Consider the following 21,740-nt stretch of genomic DNA (forward strand, 5'->3'; position numbering starts at 1 on the left):
GGCGCGCATGCGCGCCAACTGGTGGGGCTTGCGCGGCTACCGCTGGACGACACCAGAGACGAGCGTCGAAACAGGCTGTCCAGCAGGGCCCTCGCGTCGATACGCTGTCCTGTTCCGACAGGAGGAGGACCACCGGGTGGCGAGGGTTATTTTCTTTGACGATGGACCTTTTGGCTACTTCGGCGAGGTCTCACACGCCAGCGCTATTCCGCTATCCTCTGAGATCTCCGCCGAGCAGTACCTGAGCTTCGCCCACGAAGATTTCAAGTCGGGTCAGGAGCGGGGCCTCGTAAATGCGATGGGAAATGCCAAGAGGGCGCTGCACCTTGCGATTGACACCCTGCTGCACAACTACGGCCTGCTCGCGCTGAACAAGCGGTGCGACTTCGGACAGAAGCTACGCCTGCTCGACGAGTGTGGATTGATCTCGCTGAGCATATTTCGGAAGCTGAACGTCGAGCGCAACGTGATGGAACACGAATACCGAGTTCCAAGCAAGGAGACGGTGAGTGATGCCATCGACGTCTGCCAACTACTCCTGCTTGCGGTCGAACGCCTATGTCAAGAAGTGCCCCTGGAGGGAACGGTCGGAGTCCGAGAATCCGGCAAGCATGGCCTTTTCAGGCTCGACCGTGCGGCAGGGCGGCTGACCATAAGCGAGTTCATGGAGCCCGCCTTGATGACAAGCCGACCGTTTGGCGAAGACATTGCCTATGTGCTCCCCACATTTTACGGCACCACGCGAACCCCGCCGGCTGAAGTGTTGGCCGAGCAACCGTTTTTCTCCCTGCCGCTCCAGGCGAAGCAGATTGGCGTCTGGGGCAGCTACCTGCGACTGGTGGTCGAGTTGAGGGAGTCATTCCTCCGAGATTCGCTCGGGAAGCTCAACCAGGACACCTACACTCTCGGCATCACATTTCCGGCGGACGACCTGCCCAGCGTATCGGAATTTCTGTCGTACCTACAGAAAAGAGAACGGGGGTCGCTGGCTGAAGCGTGAGGAGGCGCTTGCTCGCCCGCATTTCCGCGCCAGCAGTCTCGGCTCGGGGCGTGGGGGGGCGCGGCCAACGACAGCAGCAAAGGAAGGGGGGTCCCCCCCCCGCTGCCGGCGCCGGGTCGGGGGGGGGGGGGGGGGGGGGCGCCGCCCACCGGCCCGGCCGCCCGCCGGGCGCCCCCCCCCACCGCCCGGTCAGAGCCGGGCCAGCGCCCGGCGCAGCGGGTCGAGACCCAGTGCACCCAGGTCCAACGCCTGCCGGTGGAACTCCCGCAGGTCGAAATCGGCGCCCTTGCGGGCCTTGGCGTCCTCGCGGGCCTGGAGCCAGATCCGCTCACCCACCTTGTACGAGGGCGCCTGTCCCGGCCAACCCAGGTAGCGGTTCAGCTCGAAGCGCAGGTTCTCGTCCGGAACCCGGCAGTGTGCCCGCATGAACTCCCAGCCCAGCTCGGGCGTCCACCGCTCGCCCGGGTGGAAACCGAACGGATTGTCCTTCGGGATCTCCAGCTCCAGGTGCATGCCGATGTCCACGATCACCCGTGCCGCGCGCATTGCCTGGCCGTCGAGCATGCCCAGCTTGTCGCCCGGATCATCCAGGTAGCCCAGCTCGTCCATCAGCCGCTCCGAGTAGAGCGCCCAGCCCTCGCCGTGCCCGGAGACCCAGCAGAGCAGCCGCTGCCAACGGTTGAGCAGGTCGGCCCGGACGGCGGTCTGCGCCACCTGAAGATGGTGACCCGGCACGCCCTCGTGGTAGACCGTTGTCACCTCGCGCCAGGTGGAGAAGTCGCTGATGCCCTGCGGCACCGCCCACCACATCCGACCCGGGCGGGAGAAGTCCTCACTGGGGCCGGTGTAGTAGATGGCACCGTCGCTGGTCGGGGCGAGGCAGCACTCGATGCGGCGGACCTGCTCCGGGATGTCGAAGTGGGTGCCGTGCAGCTCGGTGATCGCCTTGTCGGCCAGCGCCTGCATCCAGTCCCGGAATGCCTCCTTGCCCTGGATGGTCCGGGCGGGGTCGGCGTCCAGGGTGGCCACTGCCTCGTCGACTGTGGCACCGGAGCCGGCGATGCGCCCCGCCACGACCCGCATCTCCGCCTCCAGGCGGGCCAGCTCTGCGAAGCCCCAGGCGTACGTCTCGTCCAGGTCGACCTTGGCGCCGAGGAAGTACTGCGAGGCGAGCTCGTAGCGCTCCCGGCCGGCGGCCTGCTTGTCCCGCCCGTGCGGGGCCAGCTCGCTGCGCAGGAACTGGCCGAACTCGGCTGTCGCCGCTGTCGCCGCCGCCGCACCCCGACGCAGCTCCGAGCCGAGCGTGCCCTCCGCCCCGAGCCGCTCGACCAGCCCGTGGAAGAAGTTGTCACCGGTCGGGTCGACCCAGATGTCGCACTGCTTGGCCACCTCGACCAGCTGCACCTTCGAGCTGACCTCACCGGCGGCGAGCGCCTCACGCAGTGTGGTCTTGTAGCCCTCCAGCGCGGCGCCGAAGCCGTTGAGCCGGGCGGCGATGTTGGCCTGATCGTCGCTGGTCGCGGTGGGCATCAGGTCGAACACCATGCGGATCTCGTGCAGCCCGCTGGTGATCACGCTGACCTCGCTGGTCACCTCACCGGCGTCGTAGCGGGCGAGGTCCAGGCCGAGTCGTTCCTGCATGGCCTCCTTGGCGGTCCGTTCCGATTCGGTCTCCGGCTCGGTCACCTCCAGCTCGGCGAGGGTCCGGCGGGTGAGGTCCGCGCGTGCCCCGTAGCCGTCGGGCGAGAGGTCGTCGAGCTGGTCGTCATGGCCGGCGATGCCGACGAAGGTGGCGCCGGTGGGGCTCAACGGCGCCCACTCGGCCACGTAGCGGTTGGCGAGTTCATCAATTCGTCCCACGCTGCGACCCTACGTGACCACGCCGCCCCCATGTCGCCGACGTTTGTCGTGTTGGAGCTGCGGGTTGAGGCACGGCGTGACGGCCGAAAGGCGCGCGACTTTGTCGCACGGTTGCGGCAGAGTGTCAGGGGTGAACACCGATACCACTCCTGACAAAGCGCCGGTCCGTGCCTGGCTGCCCGGCTTTGTCGCCCTCGCCGCGATCTGGGGTTCCAGCTTTCTCTTCATCAAGGTCGGGGTGGCCGAGCTGCACCCCGTGCAACTCACCCTCTACCGGGTCGTCGCCGGCGCGCTGACCCTGCTGGTGGTCCTCGCCGTGCTGCGCGACCGGCTGCCCCGCGAGCCCCGGGTCTGGGCCCACCTGACCGTCGTCGCCGCCTTCGGCGTGGCAGTGCCGTTCACCCTCTTCGGCTACGGCGAGCAGCGGGTCGAGTCGATGCTGGCCGGCATCTGGAACGCCACCACGCCGTTGATCGTGCTGCCGCTGGCGGTGCTGGTCTTCCGCACCGAGCGGCTCACGGTGCGCCGTGCGGTCGGGCTCGGGCTGGGCTTCGTCGGGGTGCTGGTGGTGCTCGGGGTCTGGGAGGGCATCGGCGGGGCGCACTTCACCGGGCAGCTCATGTGCTTCGGTGCGGCGGCCTGCTACGGCGTGGCCATCCCGTACCAGAAGCGGTTCGTCGCCGGCAGCGCGTACTCCGGCCTGTCGCTCTCCACCGCGCAACTGCTGCTCGCGGCCGCGCAGTTGGCCATCGTCGCCCCCTTCGTCGCCGGCCTGCCGCCGCTGCCCACCGAGCTGTCGGCCGGGGTGGTGGCAAGTGTGCTGACCCTCGGCGCGCTCGGCACCGGGCTCGCGTTCGTGATCAACATGCGCAACATCCGGGTGGCCGGCGCGAGCACCGCATCCACTGTCACGTACCTGATTCCGATCTTCGCGGTGCTGATCGGTGCGCTGGCGCTCGACGAACGACTCAACTGGCACCAACCGGTCGGCGCGCTGATCGTGCTGCTCGGGGTCGCGGTTTCGCAGGGGATGTTCAGTCGCCGCCGGAGCAGCCCGGTCGTCGGCGTCGGCGCTCCCGCTACCCCCGCCGCCGAACCCGCCCACCGCTGACAGACCACCTGATCGACTCGGCTTCCTAGAAATCGGGGTGTCCGGCGGACCGGGACACCCCGGTTTCACGAAACGCGAGTGGATCAGCCCCGAAGGGCAGGGGCGGGCTGATCAGGTGCGGTCGTGCGTCCAGGCCACCAACTGCTCTGCCGACCAGGTGTTGACCACACGGTCGGCGGGGACCCCGCAAAGGGCGGCGCGTTCGCAGCCGAACCGTTGCCAGTCGAGCTGGCCGGGGGCGTGCGCATCCGTGTTGATGGCGAACCGGCAACCGGCCTCCAACGCACGGCGGATCAGGCGTTTCGGCGGGTCCTGCCGCTCCGGCCGAGAGTTGATCTCGACGGCGGTGTCGTGCTCGGCGCAGGCGGCGAAGACGGCGTCCGCGTCGAAGTCGCTCTCCGCCCGGGTACGCGCGCGGTGCCCCCGATCGCCCGGACCCGTCACCCCGGCCGGGCGGGACGACACCATCCGGCCGGTGACGTGACCGAGGATGTCCAGGTGCGGGTTCGCGACCGCCTTCAGCATGCGCCGGGTCATCTTCGACCGCTCGTCCTTCAAACCGCTGTGCACCGACCCCACCACCACGTCGAGCCGCGCCAACAGGTCGTCGTCCTGGTCCAGGGAACCGTCAGCGAGGATGTCCACCTCGATCCCGGTGAGGATCCGGAAACCCTCGGGCAGCGCCGCGTTGACCTGCGCCACGTGGTCGAGCTGCCGGCGCAGCCGCTCCGCGGTCAGCCCCCGCGCCACCGTCAGCCGGGGCGAGTGGTCGGTCAACACCAGATACTCGTGGCCCAACTCCACAGCGGCCAGCGCCATCTCCTCGATGGGCGAGCCGCCGTCGGACCAGTCCGAGTGGGTGTGACAGTCGCCGCGCAGGGCGGCGCGGAGCGCCGTGGCCTCGGCGTCCAGGTCGCTGCCCTCGGTCGCCACCAGACGACGGAGGTAGACCGGTTCCTCACCGGCGAGGGACTCCGCCACGCAGCGGGCCGTGACGTCACCGACACCGGCCAACTCGGTGAGCGTGCCGTTGCCGGCCCGTTCGGTCAGCTCGGCAGCAGGCAGGCCGGCCAGCGCCTGCGCCGCCGACCGGAACGCGCGTACCCGGTAGGTGGCCTCGTTCGCCCGTTCCAACAGGAACGCGATCCGGCGCAGGTCGGCGATGGGATCTCTCGCGTGAGCCATGTCAGGGCGCCTTCGGGCAGCCGTGCCTGCGTTGCCACGCGGTGACCTCGGCGGCTGGCTCCCGGTTGCCGCCGCGCCGCCAGGAGTCCAGGTAACGTGCCGGCCAGATCACTCCGCGCCGGATCCACCAGCCGTCCTTGCCCGCGCACGACGGCGAGATGCCGAGGTGCACATGACACACGTTGTTCGCGTTGCCGGTGCGGCCCACCTTGCCGAGCTGCTGCCCGGCGCGGACCCGCACCCCGGCGTCGACTCCGCTGGTCACGACACTCAGGTGCGAGCCGTAGTAGCGCACCCCGTCGTCGCCGAGCAGGGCGACCGACAGACCGCCGTTGTCAGGGCCCTGCGGCCCACGCTTGCGGTACCGGTCGACGCGGCTCACCTCCAGCACCGTCCCGTCGGTCACCGCAACGAACGGCTCGCCGCAGTCGGCGAAGAGATCCGTCGCCGGGTACGCCCCGTGCGTCGGGTGGTAGTCGACGTCGTCCGCGCGTACCGGAAAGACGTGCTTCAGCCCGGTGCGGGGTGCCGTCGTCGACGGCCTGGCCGACGACGGCGCCGGGGAACTCGGCTCGGTCGCCGCCGGCGTGGGCGGCTGTGACGCCGGCTGGTCGGCGGTCGCCCAGACCGAAGGTGGCGTCGGCGCGGCGCCGTCGGGCACCCCCGGTCGGGTGGTCGCACAGCCGGCGGCCAGCACCGGGGCGAGCAGCAGCAGGATCGGGTACGCCGGACGAGCGCGGCGGCTGATCGTCGGCGAGGACATCCGGTCATCCTGGCAGAGCCGGTACCGTGGGCACGAGCGGCACGCGTGAGGGAGGGCAACGACGGTGACCATTGCCCGACCCGACCCTGGCCCGGATTTCGGTGCCGTCCGCCCGGTGCCGCGCACCCCGTCAGGTCTCTTTCCCTCGGGGCCACCGACGCGGCCCACCTACCGCGAGCCGCACCCGGTCACTGGCGGTGGTGTCGCCGCCGGTGGCGGCGCGGCGGCCGGTTGGCTGCTGCTGTTCGGCCTGCTCGGCACCGACGTGGCCAGCTACGCGTGGTGGACGGTGTTCGCCGGCCTGCTGGCCTGGGTCACCGCCCTGGTGCTGGTCCGCTACGGCGACCGAGGGGTGGCCACCGGGGTCGCCATCGTCACGGCGGGTGGTTGGAGCATCGCCGCCGCCGTGGTGGCGGTCCGCTGGGCCACCAGCGGTGACTGGCCGCTGTGGTGACCGGTACGGACGGGCCCCGAAACGGCGCTCGGTGACTGCACCGTGTGCCCGGTTGGCTGCGTAGCGAACGCCGTCTTGACGTGGCCGCCGAGACTCGGCACGCTCGGGACCATGGCCTGGACCACTCCCCGGCAGGATCCCGATCGCAATCGCCGTCGACTGCAATTGCTTGCCGAGTTGGCGGGCGCCCGGGCGGTCCGCCAGCGCAGCCGACCCCAGCGGCAGCGCACCGAGCGTCTGCGCCAGCTCATCGCCACCCGCCGTCGAGTCGTCGGCTGATCCGACTTTGTCAGGAATGACCCGCCCTTCGGGGCGTTGACGGGTCGCCTGCCGACCCGACCGGCTAACGTGCACGCGTAACGAGTCGACGCTGTGTCGAGGGCTATTGGGGGGACCGTGTCGTACTTCGCTGCGGCCGTGGTGCGCGACGACAGTGGCTGGACCGCCGCCGAGGTCAGCTTGCGTGGCGCCACCGACATCGACGAGGTTGCCGACCGGCTGCGTGACGTCGACCAGGAGGCCGACGTGTCGCTGCTCTTCGTCGAGGCCGACGACGCCTACCTGGTGATCCTGCGCCTCGACGAGGGCGAGGACCTGCGGGTGTTCGGTTCGGACTCCGCGTACGCCGAGGAGTCACAGCTCGGGGCGTTGCTGGTCGGTGACCTGAAGACCTCGGTTACCGGGCTCGACGGTGACGACGAGCCGCGCCCGGTGAGCACCGGTGACGAGGAGAGCGAACAGCCCGTCGTCGACCCGGAAGCCGACCCGGTCGGTGAGGCCGACCTGCTGGCCAACCTGGGCATCTCCGCGCAGAAGCTGCTGACCCTCTGCACCCACGAGGGGATGATGCCGGCGGACGTCACCGCCGAGATCTGCCAGGTGCTCGGCTGCGCCGACGAGGTCGAGGAGCTGCGTGAGGTCTGAGCCGGCCGACGCCACCGATCCGTCGCTGGAGTCGATCCGACCGGGCCAGCCGACCCCCGGCGCGGTGGGCCGCGCCGGGCCCGGCGCCCACGAGGGCCTGGCCGACCTGGGCGAGGTCGGCCGACGGCAGCGGCACGAGCTGTGGATGCGCCGCGCCCTGGAGGTCGCCGTCGCCGGCCCACCAGTCGACGACACTGTCAGCACCGACGTCGACGACGTGCCGGTGGGGGCGGTGCTCTACGGTCCGGACGGCACCGAGTTGGCCACCGGACGCAACGAGCGCGAGCTGACCGGCGACCCCACCGCCCACGCCGAGGTGCTGGCCCTGCGCCGGGGCGCCGAGCGCACCGGCCGGTGGCGGCTGGACGGCTGCACACTGGTGGTCACCCTCGAACCGTGCACCATGTGCGCCGGGGCGCTGGTGCTGGCCCGGGTCTCCACAGTCGTGTTCGGCGCGTGGGAGCCCAAGACCGGCGCGGCCGGATCACTCTGGGACGTGCTGCGGGACCGCCGGCTCAACCACCGCCCCGAGGTCTACGGCGGGGTGCTGGAGGCCGAGAACGCCACCGTCCTGCGCGCGTTCTTCCGCTGAGGCGGGTCGCCGGTCAGGGCGGCGGCAGGGTGACAGTGACGATCAGACCGCCGTCCGGGCGGGGCTGCGCCTCGGCGGTGCCGCCGTGCGCCCGGGCCACCGCGCGGACGATGGACAGCCCCAGCCCGAAACCCCGCGCGCCGACGACCCGCTCACGTGACAGCCGACGGAAGGGCTGGAACATCGTTTCGACGTCGTAGCCGGGAATGACCGGGCCGGTGTTGGTCACGGTGAGGGTGGGCCGGCCGTCGACCAGCCCGGTGCGCACCTCCACCCAACCGTCGGCGGGCAGGTTGTGGCGCAACGCGTTCTCCACCAGGTTGAACGTGAGCCGCTCCAACAGCACCGGATCGCCGCTGGTCAGCGCCGGGGCCAGGGTCCGCCGAACCGGCACGCCGGGTGCCTGCTTCCCGGCCTGCTCGGTAGTGTGCGCGCAGACCTCGGCCAGGTCGACCGGCGTACGCTCGGTCAGCTCGTTCTCCGAGTCGGCAAGGGTCAGCAGACCGTCGATCAGCCGCTCGTGGCGTTCGTTGACCGCCAACAGCGACTCGCCCAGTCGCCGGGTCTCCGCCGAGGCGTCCGGGCGAGTGACCGCCAGCTCCACCAGGGCGCGGTTGAGCGCCAGCGGCGTACGCAGCTCGTGCGAGGCGTTCGCCACGAACCGGCGCTGCCCGTCGAAGGAGCGGTCCAGCCGTTCCAGCATCTCGTCGAAGGTGTCGGCGAGTTCGCGTACCTCGTCGGCAGGGCCGGTGAGCGCGATCCGCTCGTGCAGACCACGGCCGGCGGTGTCCGCGCCGGCGATCCGGCGGGCCGTGCCGGTGATCTGGAGCAGGGGCTGCAACGCCCGACCGGCGAGCAGCCAGCCGAACGCGATCGCCACCGTCGACACCACGATCAACGCGATACCGCCCTGGGTGAGCAGCGACTCCAACGCGTTGCGCTTCGCCTCGTCCTGCACCTCCTGCAACAGGGCGCGCAGGTTGTCGACGTTCTGCCCGCTGGGCGTCGTGGGGGCGGTCTTCGGCAGGTCGCTCAGTTTCACCCCGAACGGCTGCGGCATCCGCTGATCCACCAGCACGTACGTGACGGCGAGCAGGACCACGCCGGCCAGCAGGAAGAGCCCGCCGTAGATGAGGGTGAGCCGGGCGCGGATCGTGAGGCGTTTCATCGGATCTGGTACCCCGCCCCGGGGACCGTCTCGATCACCGGCGGGTCGCCGAGTTTGCGGCGCAGCTTCATGACTGTCACCCGGACCACGTTGGTGAACGGGTCGATGTGCTCGTCCCAGGCGCGTTCCAGCAGGTCCTCGGCGGAAACCACAGCGCCTTCGGCGCGCAGCAGTTCGGCGAGCACCGCGAACTCCTTGCGGGACAGCGCCACGTGCCTGTCGTCGCGGCGTACCTCGTGTCTTGCCGGGTCGAGCTGGATGCCGGCGCGACGCAGCGTCGGCGGTGCCGCCGGGCGGGACCGGCGGGTCAGCGCGTGCACCCGGGCCGACAGCTCGACCAGGGCGAACGGCTTGGTCAGGTAGTCGTCGGCACCGAGCGCCAACCCCGCCACCCGTTCCCGGACGGCCGCCGACGCGGTCAACATCAGCACCCGGGTCTCCCCGCCCGCGTCCACTATCGCCCGGCACACGTCGTCGCCGTGCACCACCGGCAGGTCCCGGTCCAGGACCACCACCGCGTACTCGTTGACGCCGAGCCGTTCCAGGGCGGCGTCCCCGTCGTACGCCACGTCGACAGCGAACGACTCCCGACGCAGCCACTCGGCGATCGCGTCGGCCAGCACGTTCTCGTCCTCGACCACCAGCACTCTCACCACTCCATGGTGCTCGGGGTGCGGTAACGCCGGCATAACCGCCGACGGTAACGCCGGGGATACGCCCGCTGCCCTGCACTGGGTGTCTCGTTCGGCGAACCGCGCCGGACCTGAGCGGAAGCGGACACCATGCGACGACAGATGCTTGCGATCCCCGTCCTGCTCGCCCTGGCGCTGTCCGGGTGCGGCGCGGGAGGCGACGATGGCGGCGGGGTCGCGACCGCCGGTGGGGTGAAGGCCGAGACCGCGGCGAGTGGCACGCCGGTCAGCGATTCGGAGCGGCAACTCGCCTTCGCGCGGTGCATGCGGGAGAACGGCGTGGACATGCCCGACCCGGAGCCGGGCGGTCGTCCCGGCTTCCGGCTCGGGGCGGACGTGGATCAGCAGAAGGTCCAGGCGGCCATGGAGAAGTGCCAGGACAAGCTGCCCAACGGCGGGCAGGGACCGCAGCTCAACCCCGAGCAGGCCGAGCAGATGCGGACGCTGGCGAAGTGCATGCGGGAGAACGGGGTGCCGGACTTCCCGGACCCGGACGCCGACGGGCGGGTCCGCATCGGGGCGGGCGGCAACGCGATCAACATCGGTGACCCGGCCATGAAGGCCGCGCTGGAGAAGTGCCGGCAGCACGCGCCGCAGTTCGGAGGTGGCCGGTGACCGGCGCCATCCGACGTTCGTGGCTGCGCGCCGCCGTCACCGGCGGCGTCGTCCTGCTGGTCGCCGCCGTGGGCGTGATCGCCGCGGTGGGTTTCGACGGCAGCGCCGACGGGGGCCGCGCCCAGGCCGGCGGCGCGCCACCCGCCACCGCCACCGTCACCCGCCAGACCCTTGCCGACTCGGAGACCGCGGACGGTGAGCTGGGGTACGGCGCGACGCGTACCGCCACGGCGAAGCTCAGCGGCACCGTCACCGCGCTGACGGCCACCGGGTCGACGGTACGACGGGGCAAAGCGCTCTACCTGGTCGACAACGAGGAGGTGGTGCTGCTCTACGGCGGGTTGCCCGCGTACCGGACCCTCGCCCCCGGGGTGGAGGGGCCCGACGTCACGCAGTTCGAGAAGAACCTCGAAGCGTTGGGCTACACCGGCTTCACCGTCGACGACGAGTACACCGGCGCCACCGCAGACGCCGTCCGGGACTGGCAGGAGGACCTGGGCCTGACCGAGAACGGTCGGGTCGAGCCGGGGCGGGTCGTGTACGCCGACCGGGAGGTTCGGGTGGAGAGCCACCAGGTCGACGTCGGCGACCTCACCCAGCCCGGGCAGGCGGTGCTGACCTACACCGGCACCAGCCGGGTCGTCACAGTCGAGTTGGACGTGGACGACCAGCGGTTGGCCAAGCGCGACGCGAAGGTCACCGTGCGGTTGCCGGACGGACGGTCGGTGGCGGGCACTGTCAGCACTGTCGAGACCGTCGTCCAGGCCGGCGCGACCGGCGCCAACGGGCAGGCCGGCGACGCCGAGACGAAGATCGAGGTGACAGTCGCGGTGACCGACCCGAAGGCCCTCACCGGCTTCGACAAGGCCAGCGCGGACGTCACGTTCACCGTGTCGGAGCGCCGCGACGTGCTCACAGTGCCGGTGGCGGCCCTGTTGGCGCTGGCCGAGGGCGGCTACGGCGTCCAGGTCGCCGATGGCGACGCGAGCCGGGTCCTCGCGGTGACCACCGGGTTGTTCGCCGACGGCCGGGTGGAGGTCACCGGTACGGGCCTCACCGAGGGCACGACCGTGGTGGTGCCGACGTGAGCGGCGAGGTGATAGTGCTCGACCGGGTCAGCAAGCGGTACGCCGGCGGCGTCGTCGCGTTGGACGACGTGTCGCTGCGGATCGGTCACGGTGAGTTGGTGGCGATCGTCGGCCCATCCGGATCGGGCAAGTCGACGATGCTGCACCTGATCGGCACCCTGGACCGGCCCTCGTCGGGCAGCGTGCTCATCGACGGGTACGACGCGGCGAAGCTGACCGACCGGGAGTTGTCAGCGCTGCGGGCCACCCGGATCGGCTTCGTCTTCCAGCAGTTCCACCTCGCTCCCGGCGTCCCGGTCGTGGACAACGTGGCCGACGGGTTGCTCTACTCCGGCGTACCGCTGCCTCGGCGGCGGGACCGTGCGGAGGCCGCGTTGGTCCGGGTCGGCCTGGGCCACCGGTTGGGGCACCGGCCGCACGAGCTGTCCGGCGGGGAACGGCAGCGGGTGGCGGTGGCCCGCGCTGTGGTCGGCGAGCCGGCGGTGCTGCTCGCCGACGAGCCGACCGGCAACCTGGACTCCCACTCCGGTGCCGGGGTGTTGGAGTTGCTGCACGATCTGCACCGGGCCGGCACCACAGTCGTGGTGATCACCCATGATCGGGAGATCGCGGGAAGCCTGCCCCGGCAGGTGCGGATGCGCGACGGCGCGGTGCGGCACGACTCGGCCCTCGCGTCGGGCGGGGTCGGCTGATGGCGACGCTGACCCCGGCCCGACTGCGGCCGGCGGACGTCGTGCGCGTCGGTGGGGTGGGGCTGCGGACCCGTCCGCTGCGGGCGTTTCTCTCCGCGTTGGGCATCGCGATCGGCATCGCCGCGATGATCGCGGTGGTCGGCATCTCCTCGTCGTCCCGGGCCGAGCTGGACCGGGCGCTCGACGCGCTCGGCACCAACCTGCTCACCGTCGAGCCGGGGGCCACACTGTTCGGCGCGGACGCGCAACTGCCCGAGGAGTCGATCGCGATGATCGGGCGGATCGGCCCGGTGACGGAGGTGTCCGCGACCGGGCAGGTGCCCGACGCCAAGGTGTACCGCTCGGACCGGATCCCGGCGGCGGAGACCGGTGGCATCGCCACCCGGGCGGCCCGGCTGGACCTGCTCGGCACCGTGGGAGCCGAGGTGACCACCGGCACCTGGCTCAACGAGGCGACCGCCCGCTACCCGGCGGTCGTGCTCGGCGCCACCGCCGCGCAGCGGCTCGGGATCACCTCGGCGGACCCGCAGGTACAGGTGTGGCTGGGCGGGCGGCCGTTCACGGTGGTCGGCACCCTCGCTGCCGCACCGCTCGCCCCGGAGTTGGACACGTCGGCGTTGGTCGGCTGGGCGGCGGCGGCCGAATACCTGGGCTTCGACGGTCATCCGACCACCGTCTACACACGGGCGCAGGAGTCGCAGGTCGAAGCGGTCCGATCGGTGCTCGGCGCGACCACCAACCCGGAGGCGCCGAACGAGGTAGAGGTGTCCCGGCCCTCGGACGCGCTGGCCGCCGCCGAGGCGACCGACGACGCGTTCACCGGCCTGTTGCTCGGCCTTGGCGCGGTCGCCCTGCTGGTCGGTGGGGTCGGCGTGGCGAACACCATGGTGATCTCGGTGCTGGAACGCCGAGCCGAGATCGGCCTGCGCCGGTCACTGGGCGCGACCCGCGGTCAGGTACGGGCCCAGTTCCTCACCGAGTCGCTGCTGCTCTCCGCGCTCGGCGGGATCGGTGGGGTGCTGCTGGGCATCCTGGTCACGGCCGGGTACGCGCTGTCGCAGGACTGGCCGACGGTGGTGCCGGCCTGGGCGATGCTCGGCGGGGTGGGCGCGACACTCGTCATCGGCGGCTTCGCCGGCCTCTACCCGGCGGTGCGCGCCGCCCGCCTGTCGCCTACCGAGGCGTTGGCCGCCGTCTGACTCCTGCGGCGCCGCAGTGGCCTTTGGTGGCCGTGGTGGCCCGTGGTGACCGCGGTGGCCTCCTACGGTCGGGCGTCGGACGCGAAAGAGCGTGATGACTGGGAGACATCAAGATGTCCCACAGTCATCACGCTCTCCGCGGTGTTGCCCGGCCGGTCAGACGGGTCAGGCGATGATCGTGTCGAGGGCGATCTCGACCATCTGGCTGAAGGTCTGCTCGCGCTCCTCGGAGGTGGTCTTCTCGCCGGTCTTGATGTGGTCGCTGACCGTCAACACGGTCAGCGCGCGGGCCTTGAACCGGGCGGCGATCGTGTAGAGCGCCGCCGACTCCATCTCCACCGCCAGCACGCCGTAGTCGGCGAGGGTGTCGTACAGGTCCGGCCGGTCGGTGTAGAAGGCGTCCGCCGCCAGGATCGGCCCCACGTGCATGGTGATGCCGCGCCGCTCGGCCACTTCGACCGACGTGCGCAGCAGCCCGAAGTCGGCCACCGGGGCGTAGTCGATCAGCCCGTCGAAGCGCATCCGGTTCATGTTCGAGTCGGTGGACGACCCGATCGCCGCCACCACGTCCCGCAGTTGCAGGTCGGTGCTGAGGGCGCCACAGGAGCCGACCCGGATCAGCGTCTTCACGCCGTACTCGTTGATCAACTCGTGGGCGTAGATGGAGGCCGACGGCATGCCCATGCCGGAGCCCTGGACGGAAACCTCGACGCCGTTCCAGCGGCCGGTGAAGCCCAGCATGCCCCGAACCGTCGAGTAGCAGGTGGCGCCCTCGAGGTAGGTCTCCGCGATCCACTTGGCCCGCAGGGGGTCACCCGGCATCAGGACCCGCTCGGCGATCTCGCCCGGCTTCGCGCCGATGTGCGTACTCATGGCAAAGATCCTGCCAGGCCGGCCCGGGCGATACCGGTTCGGCGTCGGAACCGGCGGTCCTGTACCCTCGTCGGCGGTGGCGTGTCCGAGCGGCCTAAGGAGCACGCCTCGAAAGCGTGTGAGGGTTAACGCCCTCCGAGGGTTCAAATCCCTCCGCCACCGCTCTGAAATGCAGAAACGCCCGGTCGATCCGTGAGGATCGACCGGGCGTTTTCGCGTTCAGAGCTGCTGCTCGCCGCCGTCGACGAACAGTTCGCCGCCGGTCATGAAGCTGCTCTGGTCGGAGGCGAGGAAGAGCGCGGCGTTGGCGATCTCGTCCGGGTGTGCCATGCGCTGCATGGGCACGCCCGAGGCGATGGCCTGGAGCAGCCCGGGGGCCTCCGCGGGGCTTGGCGCGAGGCCGGCGAGCCCGGGTGTTTCGGTCGAGCCGGGCACCAGGGTGTTGACCCGGATCTTCCGGCCGATCAGCTCTGCGGCCCAGGTGCGGCCGAACGAGCGGATGGCCGCCTTGGACGCGGCGTAGACGCTGAACGCCGGGGTGCCGTTGCTGGCGGCCGTGGAGCCGGTGAGCACTATCGACGCGCCCTCGTTGAGCAGGGGCAGGGCCTTCTGCACTGTGAAGATGGTGCCGTAGATGTTGGTGTCGAAGGTGTTGGCGACGTGCTCGACCGTGATCGAGTCGAGTGAGCGGAACTCACCGCCGCCGGCGTTGGCGAACACCACGTCCAGCCCCGCGCCCCGTTCCTCGATCGCCCGCATCACCCGGTCCAGGTCGTCGAGCTTGCTGACATCGCTGGCGATGCCTGTGACGTTCGCGCCGATGCTGGCCACTGCCTCGTCCACCGGGCCCTTGCGGCGGCCGGTGACGAAGACGTACGCGCCTTCGGCGGCGAAGCGGCGGGCGGCGGCCAGGCCGATGCCCGTGGTGCCCCCGGTGACGAGGGCGGTCTTGCCGTCGAGCTGTCCCACGATGGTTCTCCTCTGTTGGGGTGTGGTGGTGCGGCCGGTCCAGCGAATTTTGTACCGAGCGGTACGTATCCGACCGTAGCAACCGCCGACCGCGTCCGCAAATTTCTGTACCGATCGGTTTTCGCTGCCGGTAGGATGGGCGGAGAAGGGGTGGTGGGCTGTGCCGCAGCGAGGTCGACCGCGGGGCTTCGACGCCGACGAGGCGCTGGAGCGCGCGGTGGAGGTGTTCTGGCGTCAGGGGTACGAGGGCGCTTCGGTGAGCGACCTCACCGAGGCGATGGGGATCAACAAGCCCAGCCTCTACGCCGCCTTCGGCGGTAAGGAGGAGCTGTTCCGCAAGGCCGTGGCCCGCTACGCCGAAAAGGACATGGGGTACGCGCGGGACGCCTTCGCCCAGCCGACCGCGTACGAGGTGGTCGCCACTCTGCTGCGCGAGAACGTGGTCGCCGTGACCCGGCCCGACCGACCACTCGGCTGCCTGTCGATCCAGGGTGGCGTCGCCTGCTCCACCGAGAACGCGCCCATCGCCGGGTTCCTCGCCAGCAGCCGCCTGGGCGGTGAAGGTGCCCTCGCCGACCGGTTCGCCCGCGCCGTCGCCGAAGGCGACCTACCCGCGCAGGCCGATCCGGTCGCGCTCGCCCGCTTCGTCATGATCGTCACCGAGGGGCAGGCGGTGCATGCCGCCGCCGGAGTCAGCAGGGAAGACCTGCGGCAGGCCGCCGAGATCGCGCTCGCCGGTTTCGCCGCCGCATCCGGGGCGCGCCCGCCCGAGCAGGCCACCGATCCGGTCTGAGCGGTCAACGTTCGAGTAGCGCTGCCACCCCGTCGAGCAGCCGTTGCAGGCCGAATTCGAAGAGACTTTCGACGTTGAGGTCGACCGCCGTCCGGCTGAGCCGGGCCAGATGCGGAAACTCGCCCGCCGCGAGCAACCCACCGAACACGTGGGCCTGGGCCGCCATCCACTCGTCGTCGGTCAGGCCGGTGTCCTGCTCCGCCTCGGCCTCCCGCTCCAGGTTGATGGCGGTGCCTCGCACGTGGTTGGCGAGTGCGGCCACCAGGTGGAGCTGGGTGTGCTGGTCCAGGCCGTGCCGGGCGAGGGCACGCAGCGCCCACTCGGTGTGCGCGACGGCGTGCGGTGCCATCAGGGGGCGGGTCAGCGAGATGACCTGGGCCAGCCATGGATGTCGCCGGTAGATCGACCACTGAAGCCGGCTGAGCAACTCCAGTTGGGCTCGCCACCCGGGCGGGAACGTACGCGGCAACCGGTGCGCGGCGAACGCCGCGTCCGCCATCAGCACGAGGAGCTGCTCCTTGCCCCTAACCTGCCGGTACAGCGACATCGTGGGGACGTCCAACTCCGTAGCGATGCGCCGCATGCTCAGCGCCGCCAACCCCTCGGCGTCGGCGATCTTCATGGCGGTCCGCACCAGTTGGTCGCGGGTCAGCCCCTGAGCCGGCAGACGTCGACCGCTGGACGGCGCACCCCGACCCGGCGCGGTCGGCTCCGCGCCGGTCACCACCATGCCCACACCCGGCACCGCCCGCACCAGGCTCTCCTGCCGCAGCGCGGTGAGCGCGCGGCTGGCGGTCGCCATGGCTACGCCCCACTCCCGGACGATCTGCCGGGTGGACGGCACCCGGTCGCCGGCGCCCAACTCGCCCGCCATGATGCGCCGTCGCAACTCCCCGACGATGCGCAGATAAGGCGGAGTAGCCTCGCCGATCTCCGCCACGGTCGCCTCCCTCGGCCTCGCGGTGACCGTAGCGCTCTAGAGCACCGGGCGGTGCCCCGTCGATGGTCGCGCGCTTCCCGCAGACGCGTACTAGAGCTCCCTGGTCGGGTGGGTGTCGGCTCGACATGCTCGGCGCAGCCCGGTGCGTACGCCGTACCGGCATCGACCGATGGGGAGAGTCATGACCAGCATCTCGTACCCCCGATGGGCCGTCGCGGTGGGCGCTGTCGTCCTCGCCGGCTCGACGGTGACCGTCGGGCCGGCCGCGGCCAACGACCACCGCCGCAGCGCGATCGTCGTCTGGACCGACCAGGGCGCGGTGCGGGGGACCGTCGCGGCCGACCACCGCACGTTCCAGGGCATCCCGTACGCAAGCCCACCGCTGGGCGCGCTGCGGTGGGCCCCGCCGCAGCCCGGTCCGACGTGGACCGGAGTACGCGACGCGACCCGGCCCGGTGCTGCCTGCGCGCAACTGCAAGGACTGCCGATGGACACACCCTCGGAGTCCGAGGACTGCCTCTACCTGAATGTCACCACCCCGCGCTCCTCCGCACGAACACCTCGACCGGTCATGGTCTTCTTGCACGGCGGGGACTTCCGGTTCGGCAGCGGCGACGGCTACGGCGGACAGCGACTGGCGGCCGCTGGCGACGTCATCGTCGTCACGGTGAACTACCGGATCGGCGCGCTCGGCTTCCTGGCACATCCGGCGCTGGCCGGCCGGGACGGCATCACCGGCAACTTCGGCTTGCAGGATCAGCAGGCCGCTCTGCGCTGGGTAGGACGCAACGCCCCGACCTTCGGTGGTGACCCGGGCAACGTCACAGTGTTCGGCCAGTCCGCCGGAGCGACAAGCGTCTGCGCCCAACTCGCCGCGCCGGGTTCCGCTGGCCTGTTCCACCGCGCGATCATGCAGAGCAACTCGTGCGCCAACCAGGTCCAGACCCGCACCGAGGCCATCGCGGCGGCCGACGAGTTCGCCCAAAGGATCGGCTGCACTGACCCGGCTGTGGTCACCACCTGCCTACGCGGACGTACTCCCGCCCGGCTGATCGAGACGGTCGGCTACCCCGGCGCGGGTGTCGACCTCGGCCCGGTCGTCGACGGTCACACGTTGCCGGTGGACCCGGCCGAAGCGCTGACCACCGGGAGGCTGCATCGGGTGCCGGTGTTGACCGGGCTGAATCGGGACGAGTCCCGGCTGGTGGTGTGGGGGATGGAACGGATCGGGCTCAACTGCTCGGAGCCGCCGAAGCCGAACCAGGAGCCGGAGTCGTGCCCGCTCACCGATGAGCAGTACCGCGACCAGGTGCGCGCCATGTTCGGTGACCAGGCGGCCAAGGTGCTGGCCCGCTACCCGCGCGACCCCGCACAACCCGCAAGCGTGACGTTGGGCGCCGTGCTGACCGATCACGACTACGCCGAGCCGGTCTACTCCGCCGCGTTGGCGTTCGCGCGGCGGGTGCCGACCTTCGGGTACGAGTTCGCCGACGAGGACGCGCCGTTCTTCACCGAAGGGCCCGAGCCGACGTTCGACACCGGCGCGTACCACTGCGCCGAACTGCCGTACCTCTTCACTGTCGACTACGCCGAGGCGCTCACGCCGACCCGGCGGAGGCTCTCCGACGAGATGGTCCGCACCTGGAGCGACTTCGCCCGGACGGGTCGGGCGGGTTGGCCTCGACTGCGCCCGGAAGCCCCGTACCTGCGCGTGTTCGGCAGTGCCGGCGAGTCGGGCAGGACAGACTTCGCGGCTGCCCACTCGTACGACTTCTGGCGGTCGTTCCGCCGCTGAACGACGACTGACCTGTCGGTCGCCTCGATCCATCGTGGATCGGGGCGGTCCGGCAGGTCAGCCCGTAGCGGCTCAGCACGGGCCCGCACCCTCGTTGAAGAGGCGGCGGGCCCAGTCCGCGTACCCGGCGATGGTTTTTCGGACAGTGCGCCCGTCGTGCAGGAACAGGTACGCGCGGTCGCCGCTGCGGGCGAGCAACCCGTCGAGCCGGTGTGTCCCCTGTGGAGCGCGCAGCCGGCTGACCTCCGGGTAGCGGTCCCAGACCTCGTCAACGGGCGAGCCCGCCGTTATGCCCTCCGGTGTCCGCATCGGGTCGCCGACCCAGAGCAGCACGAGTTTGTCCTCCATGAAGACCGGGCTGACCGTGTCGTGGCCGGCGAGCATCGGCCCGCAGGCGTCCAGGCTGGTACGCAGGATGCCGCGTCGGGTCAACTCGTCCTCGGTGGCTCCGAACTCGATGTTGCGCAGGCCGTTCAGGTCGATGATCTCCACGTTGCCGGCGGGTCGGCCGTTCGGAATCGACCCGGTTGGCGGTACGCCGCTGCCCGCGATCGAGGCAGCCGTCAACAGCGTGGCGATAAAAGTAAATTGTCGCAATTTCATGGAATCCCCCAGTCCCCAACGGAACGGGAGCGTTCAGGTTGCTGCCGATCGCCGGATTACTGGTTTTCCCACTGTTCGACAAGCTCATCCCAGTAGTCGGCGCTGAGTCGACGTCGGCCGTGCGCCAGCCAACCCTCGGTGCTCCGCTCCAGGTGCAACCCCAGTTCGGCGAACCTGTCGATCCAGGTGCCGGGCTCCACGCCGAGCTGACTCAGCGCACAGTTGATCGGCCACTGCTCGCGCGGCGCGCTCAACTCGTCGTCAAAGCGCGGGCCCCAGGACAGCACCCCGCCCAACCACACCACTGCCGACTGGTAGCCGACGCCACCACCGAACTCCGCCTCCACGTAGGCCACCGGCCCCGACTGTGACCACCGGGTCAGCACCTCGACCAGTGCCGTCGACAACACCAGGCCGAACGGGTGCGCGGCGCTGCGGTCGTCGGTGGCGAAATCCGGCAACGACCCGGTCAGCTCGATCACCAACTGTGGGGTGACCGGGAGCAACGCGAAGTCCTGGCGCAGCTCGCCGAGGACGGCGTGATCCAGCCCGGCGGTCTGCTCGCGGAGCAGCTCAACGTCCGCGACCACCGCGCTGAGCTGGTAAGCCATCGATCCCTCCGCCGTCCACAGCCTGTGGATAGAACATGTGTACGACGGGTTCCCCGTCGTTGGTTCCTGGGACGGTACCGGCCCGAGGGTGGACGTGCCGGGCCCCGCTCGATGAGTGGGCATCGGCGAGCACTGCGACGGTTGTACGGTCCTGGCCATGGCCAATCAACTGAGCGTCTCCGGTGTGCCGTTCCCGCTCGTGCCCTCGTCCGCCGAACTGTGGCGGGTCGACGAGGCGGCCGGCACCGTGGCGGTCGAGGCGCAGCCGCACACTGACATCTTCATCGACCCCAGCACCGGCTCCGCCGACGCGGCTGAGACCACCACCGTCAGCGCCGAGTCGACGCTCAACGCGGCGACGCTGCTCGGGGACCTGCCGACGGGGGACTTCCAGTTCAGCGCCCGGGTCACAGTGGGCTTCGCCGCCACCTTCGATGCCGGTGTGCTCCTGCTGTGGCTCGACGAGCGGCGCTGGGCCAAGCTGTGCTTCGAGTTCTCCCCGGCGGGAGACCCGATGATCGTGTCGGTCATCTGCCGAGGTGTCGCCGACGACGCGAACGCCTTCGTCGTACCCGACCGGTCGGTGTGGCTGCGGGTCTCCCGGGTCGACGGGGTCTACGCGTACCACGCCTCGGTCGACGGTGAGACCTGGCAGCTGATCCGCGTCTTCCTCCTCGACCCCGACACGTCTCGCGACCGGATCGGCTTCGCGGGCCAGTCCCCGACCGGTGAGGGGTGCAGCGTGACGTTCGACGAGATCACGTTCCGGGCAGAGCGTCTGGGTGATCTCCGTGACGGCTCCTGACCCTGCCCTAATGGGCGTGTGACGGGGCGCAGGTCAGGTGCGTCGGGTGAGCTGGCTGACGAACGCGCGCCAGGCCGTGGGCGCGAAGGCGAGCGCCGGGCCGGTCGGGTCCTTTGAATCCCGTACGCCGATGACGCCGGGCAGGTTGTCGGCGACCTCGACGCAGTTGCCGCCGTTGCCGCTGCTGCGGCTGCTCTTGCGCCACCGGGCGCCGTTCAGCTCCATGACTCCGCCACTTCCTGGATGAGTTCGACCGACTGCCAGTGGGACAACGCCTCGCCGCGCACGTTCTCCCATGCCGCCATCATGGCCGCGATGTCCTCGGGGTCGCTAGCCACTTGTCCCTGGAGTTGGTTGTCGAGGTAGCCGGCGACCCGGTGGTCGTGGCTGTGCGCGATCACGAAGGGTCCGTTGAGGCCGGCGTAGGCGCCGACAGTGCTGGGCACGACGTGCACCCGGATGTGCGGCTCGACGCACGCCGCCGCCACGGCCAGCAGTTGCTCCCGCATCGTCGACCGGCCGCCCACCGGACGGCGGATGACCGCCTCGTCGACGACCGCCGTGAACTGCGGAGGGTCGTCCCGCTTGAGGATGCCCTGCCGGCCGAGCCGGACCGCGAGGTGCCGCTCGATCTCACCGCGGGGGATCAGGCCCGCGCCGCCCAGCACCGCGCGGGCGTACGCCTCGGTCTGGAGCAACCCCGGCAGAACTGTCGATTCGTACGACCGAAGCGACACCGCCTCGCGCTCGATCTCCTGCCACGGACGAAACCAAATGGGATCACGACGTCTTGAAGTGTCCGGCCAGATGTCCGACACGTCCTTGTGTAGAGCCTCCGCTGCCGCCAGCCGGTGGCGTGGATGCGGGATGCGGTCCTCGGTCAACCAGCGCCCCACGGTCTTCGGGTCGACGCCGACGGTCTCGGCGAGGGATTCGGTGGTGTGCCCGGTGTCGCTGAGCGCCATCCTTAGCGCATCGTTCACGGCCCCTCCATCGGATGTCCTAAAT

At 70.7% G+C, this 21,740-nt stretch carries 25 protein-coding genes and 1 tRNA gene; 14 read left to right on the forward strand and 12 right to left on the reverse strand.

From position 1 onward, the window contains the following. Positions 1-7 precede the first annotated feature (7 nt). A complete protein-coding gene (locus AB0B98_RS14850) occupies positions 8-1,000 on the forward strand; it encodes a hypothetical protein (protein WP_357363056.1) in 993 nt (330 codons plus the stop codon). A gap of 189 nt (positions 1,001-1,189) precedes the next feature. Here AB0B98_RS14850 and AB0B98_RS14855 read toward each other — a convergent pair whose 3' ends face one another. After that, positions 1,190-2,860, reverse strand: coding sequence for a DUF885 domain-containing protein (locus AB0B98_RS14855; RefSeq protein WP_357363058.1), 1,671 nt, complete (start codon positions 2,858-2,860; stop codon positions 1,190-1,192). A 130-nt stretch (positions 2,861-2,990) separates the two neighbouring features. On the opposite strand from AB0B98_RS14855, the gene AB0B98_RS14860 reads away from it, so the two are divergent. Continuing rightward, complete coding sequence (locus AB0B98_RS14860; RefSeq protein WP_357363060.1) at positions 2,991-3,971, forward strand: DMT family transporter; 981 nt, start codon at positions 2,991-2,993, stop codon at positions 3,969-3,971. Between the two features lie 111 nt (positions 3,972-4,082). Here AB0B98_RS14860 and AB0B98_RS14865 read toward each other — a convergent pair whose 3' ends face one another. After that, positions 4,083-5,156: a PHP domain-containing protein gene (locus tag AB0B98_RS14865; RefSeq protein WP_357363062.1), complete on the reverse strand. Its 1,074-nt coding sequence runs from the start codon at positions 5,154-5,156 to the stop codon at positions 4,083-4,085. Between the two features lies 1 nt (position 5,157). Next, a complete protein-coding gene (locus AB0B98_RS14870) occupies positions 5,158-5,919 on the reverse strand; it encodes a peptidoglycan DD-metalloendopeptidase family protein (protein ID WP_357363064.1) in 762 nt (253 codons plus the stop codon). A gap of 64 nt (positions 5,920-5,983) precedes the next feature. On the opposite strand from AB0B98_RS14870, the gene AB0B98_RS14875 reads away from it, so the two are divergent. The 4 genes from AB0B98_RS14875 (at position 5,984) to AB0B98_RS14890 (ending at position 7,889) form a co-directional block, all read left to right on the forward strand. Further along, a complete protein-coding gene (locus AB0B98_RS14875; RefSeq protein WP_357363066.1) occupies positions 5,984-6,373 on the forward strand; it encodes a hypothetical protein in 390 nt (129 codons plus the stop codon). A gap of 111 nt (positions 6,374-6,484) precedes the next feature. Further along, complete coding sequence (locus AB0B98_RS14880) at positions 6,485-6,652, forward strand: hypothetical protein (RefSeq protein ID WP_167362451.1); 168 nt, start codon at positions 6,485-6,487, stop codon at positions 6,650-6,652. A gap of 117 nt (positions 6,653-6,769) precedes the next feature. Then, on the forward strand, positions 6,770-7,297 hold the full coding sequence (locus AB0B98_RS14885) for a tRNA adenosine deaminase-associated protein (RefSeq protein WP_112677338.1): 528 nt from the start codon (positions 6,770-6,772) through the stop codon (positions 7,295-7,297). A 145-nt stretch (positions 7,298-7,442) separates the two neighbouring features. Beyond that, positions 7,443-7,889 (forward strand): nucleoside deaminase, encoded by a 447-nt coding sequence (locus AB0B98_RS14890; protein WP_238667321.1) that lies wholly within the window; start codon positions 7,443-7,445, stop codon positions 7,887-7,889. Between the two features lie 13 nt (positions 7,890-7,902). Here the strand turns inward: AB0B98_RS14890 and AB0B98_RS14895 are convergent, their stop codons facing one another. Together AB0B98_RS14895 and AB0B98_RS14900 are read right to left on the reverse strand one after the other, a co-directional pair. Then, complete coding sequence (locus AB0B98_RS14895) at positions 7,903-9,057, reverse strand: HAMP domain-containing sensor histidine kinase (protein WP_357363068.1); 1,155 nt, start codon at positions 9,055-9,057, stop codon at positions 7,903-7,905. Then, positions 9,054-9,710 (reverse strand): response regulator transcription factor, encoded by a 657-nt coding sequence (locus AB0B98_RS14900; RefSeq protein ID WP_238667299.1) that lies wholly within the window; start codon positions 9,708-9,710, stop codon positions 9,054-9,056. Before AB0B98_RS14900 ends, AB0B98_RS14895 begins: the two co-directional genes overlap by 4 nt. A gap of 141 nt (positions 9,711-9,851) precedes the next feature. Between AB0B98_RS14900 and AB0B98_RS14905 the strand changes: the two genes are divergently transcribed. The 4 genes from AB0B98_RS14905 to AB0B98_RS14920 are packed head-to-tail and all read left to right on the forward strand — an operon-like array spanning position 9,852 to position 13,343. Beyond that, positions 9,852-10,364, forward strand: coding sequence for a hypothetical protein (locus tag AB0B98_RS14905; protein ID WP_357363070.1), 513 nt, complete (start codon positions 9,852-9,854; stop codon positions 10,362-10,364). Next, on the forward strand, positions 10,361-11,452 hold the full coding sequence (locus AB0B98_RS14910; protein WP_357363071.1) for a peptidoglycan-binding domain-containing protein: 1,092 nt from the start codon (positions 10,361-10,363) through the stop codon (positions 11,450-11,452). The genes AB0B98_RS14905 and AB0B98_RS14910 overlap by 4 nt, the downstream gene beginning before the upstream one ends. An 8-nt stretch (positions 11,453-11,460) precedes the next feature. Continuing rightward, complete coding sequence (locus tag AB0B98_RS14915) at positions 11,461-12,144, forward strand: ABC transporter ATP-binding protein (RefSeq protein ID WP_357363304.1); 684 nt, start codon at positions 11,461-11,463, stop codon at positions 12,142-12,144. Continuing rightward, entirely contained in the window at positions 12,144-13,343 is a 1,200-nt protein-coding gene (locus AB0B98_RS14920) for an ABC transporter permease (protein WP_357363073.1), read from the forward strand. The genes AB0B98_RS14915 and AB0B98_RS14920 overlap by 1 nt, the downstream gene beginning before the upstream one ends. A 165-nt stretch (positions 13,344-13,508) precedes the next feature. Here the strand turns inward: AB0B98_RS14920 and deoD are convergent, their stop codons facing one another. Then, the gene (gene deoD / locus AB0B98_RS14925; protein WP_074315244.1) at positions 13,509-14,216 is read right to left on the reverse strand and encodes a purine-nucleoside phosphorylase; all 708 of its coding nucleotides are present in this window, start codon (positions 14,214-14,216) and stop codon (positions 13,509-13,511) included. A 75-nt stretch (positions 14,217-14,291) separates the two neighbouring features. Here deoD and AB0B98_RS14930 point away from each other — a divergent pair. Then, positions 14,292-14,378 (forward strand) — tRNA-Ser (locus AB0B98_RS14930). Between the two features lie 57 nt (positions 14,379-14,435). Here the strand turns inward: AB0B98_RS14930 and AB0B98_RS14935 are convergent. Next, positions 14,436-15,185 carry an SDR family oxidoreductase gene (locus tag AB0B98_RS14935; protein ID WP_357363075.1) on the reverse strand — a complete coding sequence of 250 codons (750 nt, stop codon included), beginning with the start codon at positions 15,183-15,185 and terminating at the stop codon, positions 14,436-14,438. Positions 15,186-15,345: 160 nt separating this feature from the next. On the opposite strand from AB0B98_RS14935, the gene AB0B98_RS14940 reads away from it, so the two are divergent. Continuing rightward, positions 15,346-15,978, forward strand: a complete 633-nt coding sequence (locus AB0B98_RS14940) for a TetR/AcrR family transcriptional regulator (RefSeq protein ID WP_357363077.1) — start codon at positions 15,346-15,348, stop codon at positions 15,976-15,978. Positions 15,979-15,982: 4 nt separating this feature from the next. Here the strand turns inward: AB0B98_RS14940 and AB0B98_RS14945 are convergent, their stop codons facing one another. Continuing rightward, on the reverse strand, positions 15,983-16,918 hold the full coding sequence (locus tag AB0B98_RS14945; RefSeq protein ID WP_357363079.1) for a TetR/AcrR family transcriptional regulator C-terminal domain-containing protein: 936 nt from the start codon (positions 16,916-16,918) through the stop codon (positions 15,983-15,985). A gap of 181 nt (positions 16,919-17,099) precedes the next feature. On the opposite strand from AB0B98_RS14945, the gene AB0B98_RS14950 reads away from it, so the two are divergent. Next, positions 17,100-18,713 (forward strand): carboxylesterase family protein, encoded by a 1,614-nt coding sequence (locus AB0B98_RS14950; protein ID WP_357363081.1) that lies wholly within the window; start codon positions 17,100-17,102, stop codon positions 18,711-18,713. 72 nt (positions 18,714-18,785) lie between these two features. Here AB0B98_RS14950 and AB0B98_RS14955 read toward each other — a convergent pair whose 3' ends face one another. Continuing rightward, a complete protein-coding gene (locus AB0B98_RS14955; RefSeq protein WP_357363082.1) occupies positions 18,786-19,316 on the reverse strand; it encodes a hypothetical protein in 531 nt (176 codons plus the stop codon). A gap of 56 nt (positions 19,317-19,372) precedes the next feature. Then, a complete protein-coding gene (locus AB0B98_RS14960; protein WP_238667292.1) occupies positions 19,373-19,927 on the reverse strand; it encodes a hypothetical protein in 555 nt (184 codons plus the stop codon). A 157-nt stretch (positions 19,928-20,084) separates the two neighbouring features. Between AB0B98_RS14960 and AB0B98_RS14965 the strand changes: the two genes are divergently transcribed. Continuing rightward, on the forward strand, positions 20,085-20,732 hold the full coding sequence (locus tag AB0B98_RS14965; RefSeq protein ID WP_357363085.1) for a DUF1349 domain-containing protein: 648 nt from the start codon (positions 20,085-20,087) through the stop codon (positions 20,730-20,732). A gap of 33 nt (positions 20,733-20,765) precedes the next feature. On the opposite strand, the gene AB0B98_RS14970 is transcribed toward AB0B98_RS14965, so the two are convergent. Together AB0B98_RS14970 and AB0B98_RS14975 are read right to left on the reverse strand one after the other, a co-directional pair. Beyond that, positions 20,766-20,957 (reverse strand): DUF397 domain-containing protein, encoded by a 192-nt coding sequence (locus tag AB0B98_RS14970; protein WP_357224749.1) that lies wholly within the window; start codon positions 20,955-20,957, stop codon positions 20,766-20,768. After that, the gene (locus tag AB0B98_RS14975) at positions 20,948-21,715 is read right to left on the reverse strand and encodes a helix-turn-helix transcriptional regulator (RefSeq protein ID WP_357363087.1); all 768 of its coding nucleotides are present in this window, start codon (positions 21,713-21,715) and stop codon (positions 20,948-20,950) included. The genes AB0B98_RS14970 and AB0B98_RS14975 overlap by 10 nt, the downstream gene beginning before the upstream one ends. Positions 21,716-21,740 lie beyond the last annotated feature (25 nt).

The organism is Micromonospora sp. NPDC048947, from assembly GCF_040649495.1.
Classification (GTDB): domain Bacteria; phylum Actinomycetota; class Actinomycetes; order Mycobacteriales; family Micromonosporaceae; genus Micromonospora; species Micromonospora alfalfae.